This window comes from Streptomyces sp. (assembly GCF_035645055.1).
Taxonomy (GTDB): domain Bacteria; phylum Actinomycetota; class Actinomycetes; order Streptomycetales; family Streptomycetaceae; genus Streptomyces.
The window spans coordinates 93819-109021 of sequence record NZ_DASQNH010000084.1; the positions used below are offsets into that span (position 1 = coordinate 93819).

Sequence of the window (15203 nt, forward strand, 5' to 3'; positions counted from 1 at the left end):
CGCCACTTCGCGCCGCCTCCCGAGGATCACCACCCCCGCACACCCCGAAGGAGGTAGCCGTGGCGCTGACCGTCGGCGAGCTGAACGCGATTCTGTCCGTAGACGACCGCGCCGTGGACCCCGCCCTGCGCCGCACCGAGGACGCCATCCGCGCCTCCGGGCAGCGCATGGGCGACGACGCTCAGCGAACCGGCGACGAGGTCGGCGAGCAGCTCGGTGACGGCATCGTCCGCGGCACCGACGGCCGCCTGCGCAACGCGCGCGGGCAGTTCGTCGCCGCCGGCCGCCGCGCGGGGGACGCCGTCGGTGACGGGCTCACCGACAGCGCCGCCGACGGGGCCGACGAGGCAGTGCAGGAGACCGAGTCCCGCCTCGGCCGCCTCCAGATGGTCGCTGCTGCCGCAGGGCTGGCGGCCGGCGCAGTGATGATGAATGCGTTCGCGCAGGCGATGGAGCAGTCGCAGATCACGGGGCGGCTGGGCGCTCAGCTCGGAGCGACGCCGGCGGAGGCACAGCGGTACGGGCGTATCGCCGGACGCATGTACGCCGACGCCGTCACGCAGGACTTCCAGAGCGCGGCGGACGCGATCTCGGCCACGATGCGGGCGGGCATCGCCCCGCCGCAGGCCACCGAGGCTCAACTCCAGTCCCTCGCGACCAAGGTCTCTGACCTGGCGACCACGTTCGAGCTGGACTTGGGCCAGACGGCGAACGCTGTCGGCCAGGCCATCAAGACCGGCTTGGCGAAGGACGGCACGGAAGCCCTGAACATCTTCACCCGGGGCCTCCAGGTCATGGGCCCCAGGGCCGATGACTTGATGGACACGTTCAACGAGTACTCCACGATCTTTCGGCAGACAGGCATCGACGCCAAGACGGCGACGGGCTTGCTCAGCCAGGGCATGCAGGCGGGCGCTCGCGACACCGACGTCATCGCCGACAGCCTCAAAGAGTTCGTGTTGATCACCCAGGGCGGCGGCGAGGCAGTCGACGACGCATTCAAGAAGATCGGCCTCTCCGGCAAGGAGATGCAGACGGCGTTCTCAGAGGGCGGCCCGGAGGCTCGCGCAGCCCTGGACAAGGTCTTCGACGGCCTGCGCGGTGTCGGCAGCGAGAGCGACCGGCAGGCCATCGCGCTGGCCTTGTTCGGCACGAAGGCCGAGGACACCCAGCGCGCACTGTTCGCGCTGGACCCGTCTAAGGCGACGAGCGCACTGGGCGAGGTCGGCGGTGCCGCCGACAAGATGGGCGACTCCCTGCGCGACAACGCGGGAGCGAACGTCGAGGCCTTCAAGCGGCGCGCAATGCAGGAACTGGTCGACTTCCTCGGCAACCAGGCCATCCCGGCTCTCATGAAGCTCTTCCGCTTTGTCGAGGAGCACTCGACCGCCTTCAAGGTCGCCGGGTTGGCGATCACGGCTGTGCTGGTGCCCGCGCTCGTCCTCATGGGCGTGACCGCGATGACCGCGGCCGGGCGGGTGATGTGGGGTTGGGTGACCGCGGGTGCGGCGGCCGTGAAGGGCGCCGCGATCCAGGTGGGCGCGGCTCTGCGTACGGCCGGCGCGTGGGTGGCGATGCAGCTGCGCGCGGTCGGGGCGTTCCTGGCGATGGCGGCGTCGGCTACGGCCAACGCGCTGCGGGTGGCTGCCGCCTGGGTGGCCGCCGGCGTGCGGATGACGGTGACCTTCCTGGCCACCGTGCTGCGGGTCGCTGCGGTGACCGTCGGGCAGTTCGCTCTGATGGCGGCGCGGGCGGTCGCGTGGGCGGCTGTGATGGCCGCGCAGTGGCTGGTGGCGATGGGCCCGGTGGGCTGGGTGATCGCGACGATCGTCGGCCTAACTGCGCTGATCATCGCGAACTGGGACAGCGTCAAGAAGTACACGTCCGCCGCCTGGCGGTGGGTGTGGGACAAGGTGAAGGGTGCCGTCCGCGGCGTCGTCACCGCGGTGATGATGCTCGCCCAGGTGCCCGGGCTGGTGCTCGGCTACTTCTCCCGGATGAAGGACGCCGCGGTCCGGAAGGCCGGGGAGCTGGTCACGTGGATGAGGAACTGGCCCGCCTCGATCTCGCGGGCTGTCGGCTCGCTCGGTGGTCTGCTCGTGTCCAAGGGCGCGGACATCGTCCGGGGCCTGTGGTCCGGCATCAAATCGATGGGCGGCTGGCTGAAGGACACGCTGATCGGATGGGCCAAGAGCGTGATCCCCGGCCCGATCGCGAAGGCCCTGGGCATCGCGTCGCCGTCCAAGGTGACCGCCAAGCAGGGCCAGTGGATCGCGCGCGGTCTCGTGCAGGGGCTGACCGGCTCGTCGAAGCAGGTCCGCGCCGCGTCGACCAAGCTGGCGGACATCGTCCGGGATGCCCTGTCGCCGGGCAAGAAACGGTCCAAAGCCCTCGGCCGAATTGCCACGGGCACGAAGCAGCTGCTCACGCTCGCCAACAGAGAGGCCCGGCTCGCCGGCCGGATGAAGTCCGCGACCAAGATGCTCGCCAACCAGATCAAGGCCCGCGACAAGTTGGCGGCAGACGTGCGCAAGGGCGTCCTGGAGGGCGCGAACATCACCGGCCAGGACACCGGCGGCTGGCCGCAGACCGCGGACACGATCCTTGCCGGGCTCCAGGCCGACCGTAAGGCCGCCGAGCAGTTCGCCAAGAACTTGGCGACCCTGCGGAAGAAGGGCGTCAGGTCAGACCTGATCGCGCAGATCGCGCAGGCCGGGGTGGAGCAGGGCTCGTCTGCCGCTGCGGCGCTGGCGAACGCGACCGGCGGGCAGATCAAGGCGATCAACAAGGAACAGGGCGCGCTCGTCACTGCCGCTGGGCAGGCCGGGGCGACGGCCGGGAACGCCATGTACGGCGCGGGCATCCGGGCCGGGCAGGGCCTGGTGCGCGGGCTGAAGGCGCAGCAGAAGGCGATCGAGACGCAGATGATGCGGATCGCGCAGAGCATGTCCAAGGCGATCAAGAAGGCCTTGGGCATCAAGAGCCCGTCGCGGGTGATGGCGCAGGTCGGCGCATACACGGCGGAGGGCCTGCGGCAGGGCATCGAGGGCGGCCGTCGGGCCGTCAACCGGTCCATGGCCTCCCTGGTGGAGACGCCGGCGCCGGGCTCGTGGGACATGGCGAGCGCGCGGGCGCGCGCCTCCGCGTCGCAGCGGATCGTGCTGGAGATGCACTCGTCCGGCCGCGGTGAGGACGACTACCTGGTGGAGCGGATGCGGCGCGGCATCCGGAAGAAGGGCGGCGGCGACGTCGACCTGGTGCTGGCTGGAAGGAGGAGCCGCTGATGGCGTTCCCGGAGGACCCGCTTGGCACAACGGTGGAGTTCCAGATCGGGGGCGTATGGACGGACGTCACGCAGTACGCGCAGCTGCGCGACATCATCACGCACACCCGCGGGCGCACGGGTGAGGGAGCAACGGTCGACCCGGCCTCCTGCTCCCTCACCCTCAAGTCGCCGAACGGCCTCTTCTCGCCGCGCAACCCGCGCAGCCCGTACTACGGGAAGATCGGCCGTAACACTCCGATGCGGGTCAGCTTCCATGCCGGAGAGCGGTACCTGTGGCTCCCGGATACGGCGGGCAACGGAGCCTCTACACCCGACCACCCGAGTCTCGGCATCACAGGCGACCTCGACGTCAGGGTGGATGCCACCCTGGACACGTGGTTCGCCGCCAGCAACTCCCGGGAGCTGGCCTCGAAGTACGGAGTGCCGGGCAACCAACGGTCGTGGGCGCTCTTCGTGTGGACCAACGGCTGTCTCATCTGGCGCTGGACGGCCGACGGCTCCACCGTCTCGCAGTACACCTCGACCTCGCCGATCGCCGTGCCTCCCTCAGGGCGCCTCGCCGTGCGGGCGACACTCGACGTGGATAACGGGTCGGGTGGCCACGTGGTGACCTTCTACACCGCCCCCACCATCGCCGGGCCCTGGACGCAGCTTGGTGCCCCGGTCGTCAACACGGGGATCACCTCGGTGTTCTCCTCGACAGCGCCTGTCGTCGTGGGTGACAGTCCGGACCTTGGCTTCGAGCGGCCATCCGGCCGGATCCACGCCTTCGAGCTGCGCTCCGGCATCAACGGCACCATCGTCGCCAACCCGAACTTCTCACAGCCCGCGGCGGGCGCGGTCTCCTTCGTGGATGCTGTGGGCCGTACGTGGACACCGTCCGGCGGCGCGGAGATCACCAACCGGCAGATTCGGTTCGTCGGCGAGTACTCCGACTGGCCGGCCGAGTGGAGCCGAGGCGGACATCTGATCACGGTGGAGGGCGAGGGCGCCGGCATCCTGCGCCGCCTGAACACGGGTGAGAAGCTCCTCGCCTCCACGTTGCGCCGCCGTATTCCGTCGGATCCCACGCTGATCGCGTATTGGCCGATGGAGGACGACAGGGAGGCCAACCGGGCCTCCAGCCCTATCCGGGGCGTGAAGCCCGCGAAGCTGACCAACTTCGCGATGGCCAGCGATGACTCGTTCTTCGGGTCGGCTCCCCTGCCGGTCGTGGAAGCTGGAGCAGCCTGGTCGGCTGACGTCCCGCCGCCCGCGTCCGGCACCGGGCCGTGGCAGGTCGAGATGGTCTACCGCATCCCCACGGCGCCGACCGCGCTGGCTACGTTCTTCGAGCTGGCGACTACCGGCACAGCCACCCGCTGGACCGTGGAGGTTCAGACCGACAATGTGCGCTTCAGGGCCTTCGACGCCAACGGCACCCAGCTGCTGTCCGTCAGCAGCACGGCGGGCACGACCCCGAACTTCTTCGGCAGCAACAACCGGTTGCGCATCTTCGCGCGGCAGAACGGGGCGAACGTCGATGTCGATATCGCCTGGCTCAACGTCAGCGCGTCCGGGGTTTTTCACTCCCGCTCATTCCCCGGGCAGGTCGGCACTGTCCGCCAGATCCGCAGCTCCTTCGGCGTAGGCATGGACGGCACCGTCATCGGCCATGTCGCCGTGTTCCAGGCCACGGACACGAAGATCTTCGACGGAGCCGATGACGGCTACCTCGGCGAGACCGCCGCTGCCCGTCTGCTAAGGCTGGGGCGCGAAGAGGGCCTACCGATCCTCGTCACCGGCGCGCAGAGCGAGACTACGCGGATGGGCCCTCAGCGTCCGGCCACACTGCTGGAGCAGCTGTTCCAGTGCGAACAGGCGGACGGCGGGATCCTCGTCGAGGGCCGCGAGCGGCTGGGGCTCAGGTACCGCTCGCGGACGTCGCAGTACAACCAGGCGCCCGTGCTGATCCTGTCCTACGGGTCGAAGGCGCTGGGGCGGCTGGAGCCGATCGATGACGACTCGACCGTCCGCAACGACGTCACCGTGGAACGCATCGGCGGCTCGTCGGGCCGGGCGGAGCTGACCTCAGGCCCCCTCTCGGTGAGCCCGCCGCCCGCCGGGGTCGGCCGCTACGACGACACAGTCACCCTCAACCTGTACTCCGACTCGCAGACGGAGCCCATCGCGTACTGGCGTATGCACCTCGGCACCGTCGACGAGGCACGCTACCCGGTCATCACCATCCGCCTGCACAAGGCACCGGAGCTGATCGGTTCCGTCCTCGATCTCGTCGAGGGCGACCTGATCCGGATCACGGACTTGCCGGACTGGCTGCCGCCCGGCCCCGTCGACCTGCTCGTGCAGGGCTACACGGAGCGGATCGGTGTCCGCACGTGGGAGATCGATCTCGTGTGCGCCCCGGCCACCCCGTGGAGGGTGGCGGTCCGGAACGATTTCTCACTGGCCCGGCGGGAGTCCTCGGGGAGCCAGCTGGCCGCCGCGGCGACGGCGGACGCTACCACTCTGCACGTCCTGACCACGGCCGGGCTGCCGTGGACCACTGCGCCCGCGGACATGCCGCTGGCGCTGACGGTCGGCGGCGAGGAGGTCGCAGCCAGCGTGGTCAGATCGTGGCTGCGGGACACCTTCTCCCGGACCGTCGCGGGCGGCTGGGGCTCGCCGGACACCGGCACGCCGTGGGCCGTCGTCGGCGGCGGGGCCGCGTCGGACTATGCCGTCCAGTCCGGGTACGGGGTGCAAGTCCTCACCACCGTGGACGTCTCCCGCCGCACCGCCGTGAACGCCGTGCACGCCGATTTCGACCTGTACTGCGACGTCACGACCAGCGCCACGGCGGCCGGCGACGCCCTGTTCGGGGGACCGACAGCGCGTATGCAGGACGCCAGCAACATGTACCAGGCCAGAGTTGGGTTCAACGTGGGCAACTCGGTCGTCCTGTCCATCCGCAAGTTGCTCGCCGGGGCGAACACGGCGGTCGGCAGCGTCTACACGCTGCCCTTCTCGCACACCCCCGGGCAGTTCGTCCGGGTGCGGTTCCAGGGCCGCGGCAGCCAGCTGAGGGCCAAGGCCTGGCTCGCTTCTGCTCCTGAGCCCAGCGTCTGGCATGTGGAGGGCACCGACACCTCACTCGCGTCGGCCTATCAGATCGGCACTCGGTCGAGTCGGCCCGCGACGAACACCAACGCGGCCACGGTCGAGATCAGGTACGACAACTTCGAGGTCATCAACCCGCAGATCATGACGGTGGCGCGGTCCGTGAACGGGGTCATCAAACCGCAGACGGCCGGTCAGGCCGTGACGCTCGCACGGCCCGCCGTCCGAGCACTCTGAGGAGGAGGGCGCATGCCTGACCTGCCGCCCGGCAGCATCATCAAAGCGGCGGACACGCCGCCGACGGTGGCCGACACGCAGTCCAGTACGGTGACGACCACGTCGACCGCGTACACCACGTCCGGCGCGGACTGCTCGGTCGTGTGGGTCGCGCCGACCACGGGCCGGGTGAAGATCCACGCGGCGGCCCGCATGGTCAACTCATCCGCGACGTCGGGCAGTTTGCTCGCACCGGAGACCCGCCTCGGTGGGACCGTCGGCGCCGGCACCGTCGTGGAGACCCCGGTCGACGCGATCGGCGCCAGCCACTACGGCAACACGTTCGCCCGGAGCGGCGTGGTCCATCTGCTGACCGGGCTCACACCGGGAGAGACCTACAACACCCGCCTGCTGATGAGGTCGTCCGTGGGCACCGATACCGCGTCGTTCGCGTCCCGCGAGCTGATCGTCGAGCCCGCCACCTGACCACCCTCTACCGCCCGCCCCGCGCCCAGTTGGCCGGGGCCTTTCTCATGTCTGGAGGCCCCATGGCCTGGTACACGGACGCGGTCCGGCTGGAGTTGCAGCCGGAAGCACGCGAGCAGCCCACGATCAGACCCACACAGCTGATCTTCCACAGCATCGTCGCCCCGTGGGACGAGCAGCGCCTGTACGCCTACTGGAAGAACAGCACCAGCCTCGAATCGCACTTTGGCTGCGACTTCGACGGCAGCCTCGGTCAGTACCTCTCCACCACCACCCGCGCCGACGCCAACTACAGGGCCAACCTCAGGTCGGATGGCACCGGCGCCGTCAGCGTCGAGACCGCCTCCAACACGAAGGCCTCGGACTCGTGGACGGACGACCAGCTCGACGCGCTAGCCGATCTCGGCGTGTGGGCGCACCGCACGCACGGCATCCCGCTGCGGGCCTGCCGCGACTGGGACGACCCCGGGTTCGGCATCCACCGGATGCACCCCGAGTGGTCCCCCTCCGGCACCAAGTGCCCCGGCGACAGGCGGGCGGCCCAGTTCCACGCCGAGCTGCTGCCCGCCATCATCGCCCGGGCCGGGAAGCCGACGGCCCCGCCGACCCCGTCGACCCCATCGAAGCCACCGACGGTGAGCCTGGCGCACATCCAGGCCGCGCAGCGCCGCGACCCGGGCCTGCCGCAGGGTGGCACCACCTACCGGGCGGAGGGCCTGATCGTCGAGACCGCCCTGTACAAGGCCGGATTCCTGGCGCTGCGGTGGGTCGACGGCTCCCTCGGCAGTCGGACGCGGCCGGCCGTCTCGGAGTGGCAGGAGCGGTGCGGCTACCGCGGCCGGAAGCCGGGCGAGCCTGCGGACGGCTACTTCGGCCGGGACTCCCTGACCCGCCTCGGCCAGAAGTACGGGTTCCGGGTGGTGGCGTGATCGTCAACCTCACCCCGCACCCCATCAGGCTCTACGCGGACGACCGGCCCGACGGCATCGACGACCTGGTGCCCGGCCTCCTGCACGTCATCGAACCCGGGGAGCGCCCGGCCCGGCTCGGCGTGGTGCCGCTGTCCCGCGAGTACCGCGATGGCGTCCCGGTCGAGGTGGTGCAGTACGGGCACGCCCAGGGCCTGCCCCGCCGCCACGCAGGCGTCTCCTACGTCGTGTCACTGCCCGTCGCGCTGGCCCTGGCGCCGCGCCGGTCGGATCTGCTCGTCCCCTACCGCGAAGTCCGCGACAGCGCGGGCACCGTCATCGGCTGCCGCCAGCTGGCGCAGCCCGTCTAGGAAGAGACCACCATGAAGATCTTCGGACGCGAACCCGCGCTCTGGCTGAACAGCCTCAGCGCGATCCTCGGCCTGGTCGTCACCTTCAACGTCGGCCTCACCGAGGAGCAAGCTGGCTGGACCGTGGCCGGCGTCTCCGCGATCCTCGGCGCCATCGCCGCCGCCCTCACCCGGCCGATCGCCGTGCAGGCCTTCACGACCCTTGTCGCCACCCTGGCCTCGGCCATCGCCGCCTTCGGCTATGAAGTACAGCCCACCACCACCGCAGCCATCAACGGACTGGTCCTCTCCGTCCTGATGTTCATCACCCGAGGCCAGGTCTCCCCGGCCTCCCCCACCGCGCCCGCCTCGCAGCACGCCAGGCCGACCGCTCTCTGATCGGAGCAGCACGTGACCGATGAGCCGACCCTCGGCGAGGTCGTCAGGCGGTTCGAGGACCGGTTCGTCGACCTCCGCGACGACATCCAGCAGCTCGGCCGGCGCATGGACGAGAAGGTCGACCAGCGCATCTACGACCTGCGCCACGAGGCACTCGGCGCGCGGGTCACCACGCTGGAGACGCTGCGGGAGAAGGACGCCGAGCGGCTCGTCACCACCAGGCGCTGGCTGATCGGCGCTGTGATCGTGCCGCTGATCGGAATCCTCTTGCCCGTCATCATCCTGCTGACTCGGGGGGCCTGACCGTGACGCAGTCGCAGATGCGGACCGAGGAGCGCCGGTGGCGGCGCGGCAACGCGTGGACCGTCGTCGCCGCTGTCGGCCTCGGGGCCGCGGTCGCATGGATTGTCCTCAGCGTCCAGGCTCTCAGCCACGATCTGCACACCGCCAACGCAGCGCGGGACGCACTGGCCAGGCAGGTGGAAGCTCTTGGGGCGCAGCCTGTGGCCGGGCCCCCGGGGAGCCGCGGCGAGCCCGGCCCGTCGGTGACCGGCCCGCCAGGACCGTCCGGCCCGCCAGGGCCACAGGGTGAGCCGGGCCCGCCCGGACCCGCTGGGCCCTCCGGCGCGCCGGGGAAGACGGGGGCACGCGGAGGAGACGGAGCCGCCGGGGAGGCCGGCGAGCCGGGCGCCGCAGGTGAACCGGGTGCCGCAGGGGAGCCCGGAGCGGCAGGCGCGGCAGGACCGCCAGGACCGCAAGGGGAACCGGGCCCGGCCGGACCGGTCGGCCCGCCGGGGCCTCAAGGTGAGCAGGGACCGCAAGGCGAGCGCGGGGAACCCGGGCCCGCCGGACCTTCCTGCCCCGACGGGTACAGCCTCCAGGCCCCGAGCTGGGACCCCGACGCCCTCGTCTGCCGCCGCGATGGCGCACCCAACCCGGAGCCGAGCGGCGGCGGGAACCTGCTGTCCGCAGGCCTCGACCCGCAGCGACGACAGTACCCATGACCTCATGCCCCCTCTCGCCTTCGGGCGGGAGGGGGCCATTCGTCATGTTCGACATTGACGGCCGCCTTACCCTGACGACAACGGCACCGGCACCGGCACCCAAGGGGGCACCATTGGATCTCTCAGCGGAACTCAGCGTCGGCGAACGGATCAGGGTCCTGCGGGAGTCCCGCGGCATGTCTCGGGCCGCACTCGCACAGCTTTGCGGTCGTAGTAGCGACTGGTTGAAGAAGATCGAAACGGGCGAACGCGAACTGCGCTCTCATACGCTGCTGCTGCGTCTGGCCGCCGCCCTCCAGGTCCACGACCTGGCCGTCATCACCGGCACCGACGGGCCAGCCGCTTCGGTACCACTTGGCAGGCTGCCCCACCCGGCCATGCCCGGCATCTGGGCCGCTGTCATGCAGCGCACACTGACCGCCCGACGCTCTGACACACCGATAGAACCGGCAATCCTCCAGGGCCGCGTCGACCAGACATGGCGCTTGTGGCACACCTCCCAGCACAACCGCACCGAAGTGGGCGCCGTTCTCCCCGAGTTGATCCGCGACATCGAGGCAGCCGTGCGCACCCTCGACGGCGAGCAGCGACGCACCGCGCTGGTCGCCCTGTCCGATGTCTACCGCCTGACCGGGCAGGCCACCGCCTACGTCGCGCCGGCCGAACTCGCTTGGGTCGTCGCGGACCGCGCGCTGGCGGCCGCGCAGGACGCCGATCAGCCCGCAGCGATCGCGGCCGCGGCCTGGAACATGGGCAACATCCTGCGCGAAACGAGCTACCCCGAGGAGGCGCTGCGCGTCGTTCTGGAGGCGGCCGACCTCATCCGGCCGCACCTGGACTCCGCACCCGACGACTGGCGCGGCATCTACGGCGCGCTCCAGCTGCACGCCGCAGTCACCACCGCGCGCGAGGGCCGCGAGGGCGACGCCTGGCGGTACTGGGACAAGGGCGACCAGGTCGCCAAGTCCCTACCCGCCAGCTACGTGCACCCGAGCACGGTGTTCGGGCGCGCCAACGTGGACTTCCACGCCGTGAGTGTCGCCACCGACCTGCGTAAATCGCAGAAGGCGATCGGCCTGGCCGACGACATCGACCCCGACACCATGCCCTCGGTCGAGCGGCAGGCCCGCCTGTGGGTCGAGGTCGCCCGCGGGCACCTCCAGCGAGGCGACCGGACCGCCGCCCTGCACGTCATGCAGATGGCCCACAGGATCGGCGCCGAGACCGTCGCTTACACGCCGTCCGCCCGGACCGTGGCCGCCGACCTGTGGCGGAACGCTCCCCGGGCCATGCGCAGGGAGGCAGGCGCGCTCGCCGAGAAGGTCGGCATCGCGACCGGCTGACCAGGGGGACAGAGTGGGACAGGGGGACAATCTGTCCCCCTTCTCTCTTGCCCGCATCAGTACGGTGACGCTCCGCACTCAGTCGCCTACTGAACGGGGTACGGCATGCTCCCCGCACGACTGCACGCGTCCACGCGCCGCGGCGAACCGCTGACCACCGTCCACGTCACCGGCGAGGTCCGGGTGCCCCTCGCCCTGTACGCGGTCGACGAGCGCCGCGGCGACGTGGACCTGGTCCTGTCCCGCACAGAGGCACACCGCCTCTTCACACAGCTGGCCGAGGCCCTGGGCCTGGTCCACTCCGTTCCGGCACCTCGCGGCCTGGAGGCAGTCCGGTGATCCTCACGAAAGACGTGCTGGACGCGACGCCGCTGGACGTCGAGGCGATGCGTACCGCCGCACGCCGTCTGCTCGTTGAGGACGCCGAACTGCCGTCCGACGACGAGCTGGACACGCTGACGCTCCAGCTGCGCGGCCACCTCATGCTCGCCATCCCCGTCGTTGAGGCCCTGGCCGCCCGCCTCCCGGAGGACGACGTGCCCCGCGCGTGCGCCCACGCCGGCATCGGAGAGGCCCGCATGCGCCTCGGCCTGGAGCCACGGCAGGCCCTTCCCGCGCGGATCGCACACGCGCAACGGCTCGCCCGCTCGGTCAACGCCCTCTGCGACCACTACGAGAACCTGCGCGAGGTCGAATCGTGAGCGTTCAGGAGAAGCCCCTCGACCTCGGTCTGCCGGACCCTCCCGAGCCGCTGAAGGACTGCGACGTCTGCCAGGCCCTGGTGAAACAGCGCGAGCAGGCACGCGCCGTCGGCGACTGGTCGCGGGTCAGCGACTGCAACGTGGAGATCCGCAACCACCACCGGGCACGGAGGACTCGATGACGCAGACCGCGAACCGGCCGCCGCTGCCCCAGCCCATCCACTGGCCCATCCTGCGCCCGCCCCTGACGAGCTGTGACGCCTGCCGCGACCTGATGGACGATCTGATGATCGCCCTGCTGCACGACGAGTCGGACACCGGATTCCTCGCGCAGATCCTCGTAGCCCGGCATATCGCCGCCGAGCACCCCGAGGTCGTCCCGTCGCCGCACGCGGACGGCTGCGAGCTGTGCGCCCACTACGACCAGCACGACGACAGTAGCCTCTGGCGTGAGCACCGGGCCCGCGGCCTGTTTCTCCCTGAGGCCATAGCCCGGCTCATGTAGACCCCCGCTCCCGGCGCCCGCCGACCGCGCCGGACAGCGGATCCCACTCCCGCCCAGGCCGGGCAGACCCGGCAAGGTGCCCCGACCCGGGCGGGCCATCCCCATCCGCACCAAGCGAAGGAGACCCCGTGACCATACCTCCGGGCCCCATGGACCCGCCGGACAACCCCGCTGTGCCCGCACTCGCGCGCATGCTCATCACCGACGACCAGTTCGCCAGCGTCCGCAGCACGGTGATGGACGCCAACCCCGACATGAGCGAGGCACTGGCTGGCCACATCGTCGAGGAGGCGATGAAGTTCGTCGCGGCCTGCGCCAAGAACCCCGGCGTCAGTCTGGCCCCATCGCGAATCGTGGATGAGGGCTGGCACGCTCTGATCCTGCACACCGCCATGTACGCCGAGCTGTGCGAGAGCCTGGGCGGGAGCTTCGTCCACCACTACCCGGGCTACGACCCCACCAACTACGACCCGCCGATCATCGACCGGACCCGAGAGACCATCGCAAGCCTCGGCTGGGAAGCGGACCCGGAGCTGTGGGGGCCGCCGTCCGACGAGACGCTTGTGTCGGTGGCGGCGAAGTGCCAGCACGCCCCGGACTGCACGATCGTCATCACGCCGAAGCCGAAGAAGCCTGGCGTGGCATAGCCTGCCCGCCAGGAGGTGGTCATGTCCGAGTGGATCGACCCGCGCTACGCGGAACTGGTTGCGGCGTGGAAGCGCACGCAGCAGCCGACGTCGCGTGACCCGAAGGAAGAGCGTCCGGTGCGAGCCTTCGTGATCAGCAAGCCGTGACCGGACCAGGCCCCGCTCGTCTGCTCCCCCCGTGGCGGATGGGCGGGGCCTCTCGCTGCCCGGGTGTCAGCGGACGAGGTCCGCGAGCGGCACGCCGATCGCGTCGGCGAGACGGATCAGGGTGTCCAGGGTGGGCGACTGCTGTCCCTGCTCGATACGCACGACAGACGGCCGGTCGACGCCGGCGGCGAGGGCGACCGCCTCTTGGGTGAGGTTGGCATTGAGGCGCACGGCGCGGATGCGGTCACCTACAGCCCGGCGGCGGGCGAGCACCCAATCCGGCGGGGGCGAGGCAGACGGCACCCGCCCACCGTCGCCGGTTCAAGATCCTCTGTCAGTAGGCGTAGGCCTACATTGTTTGATCTAGCGAGGGACCGGGAAGTTCCGGTGTAGATGATCAGCCACCCCCCTCTCGTTACGGCCCTCCCACATCAGCCCCCCAGGCGGAGCGGGAGGGACCGCGGCGCCCCCGCTACCTGCGGGGGCGCCGTCACTTTCAGCACCTCCTATGGGGTCAGCACGGGTGCCAGCCCGGAGGGCGCCGGGAGCGTCAGCGCGGTGGTCCGGACGTCTCCATACCAATCCTGAAGCCACAACCCGTCGCCCGCTATGCGCTCAAGCATCCGATTCATCTCGGACTGGAGTTCGACTGTGCAGTAGCCGACCCGGATGAGCCATACGCAGCTGCCGTCGTCCTCGACCGGGAAGACGTAGCAGTCGCTCGGCATCTCCGAGGCAGGCACGATGTCCCACCGGGAGACGGCGACGCCGAGACCCTCGGCGGGCGCGCACATCCGCCCGTCCTCGGTCCATCGCTGACGCCACAGGCCGTACCCCACCTGCTGACGGGTGAGCCAGTTGATCTGCCAGAGGAGGGGGCTCCGCACGTGGAGCCGATGAAGGTAGATCTCGGCCACTTCGCCGGGATGGTCCTCCACGTGGATGAGCTGACCCGAAGGGATGCGACCTGAAAAGTCCAGGTGGTAGACGGCTGACGAGTACTGATGCGACATATCGCCTCCGTTTGCCCGCGCCGCCCGCCCCTGCTCGCAAGGCAGGCAGCGCAGATGCCGTTCAATTCGCCCCCAGGCGGACGACCATCATGCACCGCCGGTGACTTTCAGCCAATACCTCTGGAACCCTCTGTAACTACCGCAGCTCAACTAGGTTCAACGGGGCGTCAGTTGACCAAAAACAATCACCGCTGCCGAACTTGGCGGCGAGACTCCATGAGGGCCATCACCTTGTCCTGGTCCTCACGGCTCATCTCCCGGAAGCCCTCGACCAGTGCCCGGACTCGACCGTCGGCCGACCACACGGTGTCGATATGGAGGAACTGCGAGCCAGCAGCCTCCTGGACCTGCCATATGGGGACCCGTAGGCCGGCAGCGAGGGCCCGCAGCTGGGGAAAGTCCGGGGCCTTGATGCGCTGCCCCTTGGAGAGGGCGTCGATGGTGCTACGCCTCCACAACGGGCCGTCTTCAGGGTTCTCAGGGTCGATGCACGCGTCCGCGAGGGTGCGGAAGCTCAGCCCGAGTTCCTGCATGCGCTGACGTACGAGGTCGGACAGATCTGTGCGCGGCGCTCCCGCAGCCTCGGCAGTCATCATCCTCACCTCTACGCGTGTGACCGTCACAGCTTCCGCTGCCGGGATGGCCAGTGTCCAGGCTCCCGGGACGGTAGCGCCAGCCCCCGCCGACCGGCGATCCGGCCGGCAGGAGCGGACGCGCCACCATCTCCCATGGGAGAATCATGGGAGATGATCTTGCGGAGTAGCCCTGACCACCCTCTAGAAATCTCTAATAATCTCTAGGTAGCCGCTACTTTCCAGCAGTTGAGGCGTCAGCCTCCCCTGGACCGTTCCCACTGGTCACCGCAGCGGCCTCGCTGTTTTCGCGTTCCTCAAAGTCGACCTTGCCCATGTGCCGGTTCATCGACTTCATCAGGGCCCAGACGGCCAGGCCCATCACGGCGAAGACGATGAAGCCGAGGACACCGGGGGTGACCTTGTCCTTGTCGAACTCCTTGGCGATGGTCACGAAGTGCGTCATGGCCAGGCTTGTGCTTGGGGTCATGTCAGGCATTGTCCCGGATGCCCGCGAAGAGGTCGTC

General features: G+C 70.0%; 18 protein-coding genes. 14 read left to right on the forward strand and 4 right to left on the reverse strand.

The window, feature by feature from the left end; all coding sequences use genetic code 11:
• Positions 1–59 precede the first annotated feature (59 nt).
• From VE614_RS27615 to VE614_RS27680, 14 genes are all read left to right on the forward strand, one after another.
• Positions 60–3284, forward strand: coding sequence for a phage tail tape measure protein (locus tag VE614_RS27615; protein WP_324942880.1), 3225 nt, complete (start codon positions 60–62; stop codon positions 3282–3284).
• Positions 3284–6622 carry a hypothetical protein gene (locus VE614_RS27620; RefSeq protein WP_324942883.1) on the forward strand — a complete coding sequence of 1113 codons (3339 nt, stop codon included), beginning with the start codon at positions 3284–3286 and terminating at the stop codon, positions 6620–6622. The genes VE614_RS27615 and VE614_RS27620 overlap by 1 nt, the downstream gene beginning before the upstream one ends.
• A gap of 12 nt (positions 6623–6634) precedes the next feature.
• On the forward strand, positions 6635–7087 hold the full coding sequence (locus VE614_RS27625) for a hypothetical protein (protein WP_324942886.1): 453 nt from the start codon (positions 6635–6637) through the stop codon (positions 7085–7087).
• Between the two features lie 62 nt (positions 7088–7149).
• Complete coding sequence (locus VE614_RS27630) at positions 7150–8016, forward strand: N-acetylmuramoyl-L-alanine amidase (protein WP_324942889.1); 867 nt, start codon at positions 7150–7152, stop codon at positions 8014–8016.
• The gene (locus tag VE614_RS27635) at positions 8013–8366 is read left to right on the forward strand and encodes a hypothetical protein (protein WP_324942892.1); all 354 of its coding nucleotides are present in this window, start codon (positions 8013–8015) and stop codon (positions 8364–8366) included. Before VE614_RS27630 ends, VE614_RS27635 begins: the two co-directional genes overlap by 4 nt.
• A gap of 12 nt (positions 8367–8378) precedes the next feature.
• Positions 8379–8744, forward strand: coding sequence for a hypothetical protein (locus tag VE614_RS27640; protein ID WP_324942895.1), 366 nt, complete (start codon positions 8379–8381; stop codon positions 8742–8744).
• 12 nt (positions 8745–8756) lie between these two features.
• On the forward strand, positions 8757–9047 hold the full coding sequence (locus tag VE614_RS27645; protein WP_324942898.1) for a hypothetical protein: 291 nt from the start codon (positions 8757–8759) through the stop codon (positions 9045–9047).
• An 814-nt stretch (positions 9048–9861) separates the two neighbouring features.
• Positions 9862–11091, forward strand: coding sequence for a helix-turn-helix transcriptional regulator (locus VE614_RS27650; RefSeq protein WP_324942927.1), 1230 nt, complete (start codon positions 9862–9864; stop codon positions 11089–11091).
• Between the two features lie 105 nt (positions 11092–11196).
• Entirely contained in the window at positions 11197–11430 is a 234-nt protein-coding gene (locus VE614_RS27655) for a hypothetical protein (protein WP_324942901.1), read from the forward strand.
• Complete coding sequence (locus VE614_RS27660) at positions 11427–11792, forward strand: DUF6415 family natural product biosynthesis protein (RefSeq protein WP_324942904.1); 366 nt, start codon at positions 11427–11429, stop codon at positions 11790–11792. Before VE614_RS27655 ends, VE614_RS27660 begins: the two co-directional genes overlap by 4 nt.
• Positions 11789–11974 carry a hypothetical protein gene (locus VE614_RS27665; protein ID WP_324942907.1) on the forward strand — a complete coding sequence of 62 codons (186 nt, stop codon included), beginning with the start codon at positions 11789–11791 and terminating at the stop codon, positions 11972–11974. Before VE614_RS27660 ends, VE614_RS27665 begins: the two co-directional genes overlap by 4 nt.
• Entirely contained in the window at positions 11971–12297 is a 327-nt protein-coding gene (locus VE614_RS27670; RefSeq protein WP_324942910.1) for a hypothetical protein, read from the forward strand. Before VE614_RS27665 ends, VE614_RS27670 begins: the two co-directional genes overlap by 4 nt.
• Before the next feature lie 149 nt (positions 12298–12446).
• Positions 12447–12944: a hypothetical protein gene (locus VE614_RS27675; RefSeq protein ID WP_324942930.1), complete on the forward strand. Its 498-nt coding sequence runs from the start codon at positions 12447–12449 to the stop codon at positions 12942–12944.
• A gap of 21 nt (positions 12945–12965) precedes the next feature.
• Positions 12966–13091 (forward strand): hypothetical protein, encoded by a 126-nt coding sequence (locus VE614_RS27680; protein ID WP_324942913.1) that lies wholly within the window; start codon positions 12966–12968, stop codon positions 13089–13091.
• A gap of 66 nt (positions 13092–13157) precedes the next feature.
• On the opposite strand, the gene VE614_RS27685 is transcribed toward VE614_RS27680, so the two are convergent.
• From VE614_RS27685 to VE614_RS27700, 4 genes are all read right to left on the reverse strand, one after another.
• Complete coding sequence (locus VE614_RS27685) at positions 13158–13394, reverse strand: helix-turn-helix transcriptional regulator (RefSeq protein ID WP_324942916.1); 237 nt, start codon at positions 13392–13394, stop codon at positions 13158–13160.
• Positions 13395–13597: 203 nt separating this feature from the next.
• The gene (locus VE614_RS27690; RefSeq protein ID WP_324942919.1) at positions 13598–14104 is read right to left on the reverse strand and encodes a hypothetical protein; all 507 of its coding nucleotides are present in this window, start codon (positions 14102–14104) and stop codon (positions 13598–13600) included.
• 185 nt (positions 14105–14289) lie between these two features.
• Positions 14290–14697, reverse strand: coding sequence for an XRE family transcriptional regulator (locus VE614_RS27695; RefSeq protein WP_324942921.1), 408 nt, complete (start codon positions 14695–14697; stop codon positions 14290–14292).
• Positions 14698–14911: 214 nt separating this feature from the next.
• On the reverse strand, positions 14912–15175 hold the full coding sequence (locus tag VE614_RS27700) for a hypothetical protein (protein WP_324942933.1): 264 nt from the start codon (positions 15173–15175) through the stop codon (positions 14912–14914).
• Between the last annotated feature and the right edge of the window lie 28 nt (positions 15176–15203).

Bases quoted from the DNA above. Each gene is read 5' to 3' on its own strand.
- VE614_RS27620 (WP_324942883.1), top strand. From the start codon at position 3,284: ATGGCGTTCCCGGAGGACCCGCTTGGCACAACGGTGGAGTTCCAGATC.
- VE614_RS27625 (WP_324942886.1), top strand. From the start codon at position 6,635: ATGCCTGACCTGCCGCCCGGCAGCATCATCAAAGCGGCGGACACGCCG.
- VE614_RS27630 (WP_324942889.1), top strand. From the start codon at position 7,150: ATGGCCTGGTACACGGACGCGGTCCGGCTGGAGTTGCAGCCGGAAGCA.
- VE614_RS27640 (WP_324942895.1), top strand. From the start codon at position 8,379: ATGAAGATCTTCGGACGCGAACCCGCGCTCTGGCTGAACAGCCTCAGC.
- VE614_RS27655 (WP_324942901.1), top strand. From the start codon at position 11,197: ATGCTCCCCGCACGACTGCACGCGTCCACGCGCCGCGGCGAACCGCTG.
- VE614_RS27670 (WP_324942910.1), top strand. From the start codon at position 11,971: ATGACGCAGACCGCGAACCGGCCGCCGCTGCCCCAGCCCATCCACTGG.
- VE614_RS27675 (WP_324942930.1), top strand. From the start codon at position 12,447: ATGGACCCGCCGGACAACCCCGCTGTGCCCGCACTCGCGCGCATGCTC.
- VE614_RS27680 (WP_324942913.1), top strand. From the start codon at position 12,966: ATGTCCGAGTGGATCGACCCGCGCTACGCGGAACTGGTTGCGGCGTGG.
- VE614_RS27690 (WP_324942919.1), bottom strand. From the start codon at position 14,104: ATGTCGCATCAGTACTCGTCAGCCGTCTACCACCTGGACTTTTCAGGT.
- VE614_RS27695 (WP_324942921.1), bottom strand. From the start codon at position 14,697: ATGACTGCCGAGGCTGCGGGAGCGCCGCGCACAGATCTGTCCGACCTC.
- VE614_RS27700 (WP_324942933.1), bottom strand. From the start codon at position 15,175: ATGCCTGACATGACCCCAAGCACAAGCCTGGCCATGACGCACTTCGTG.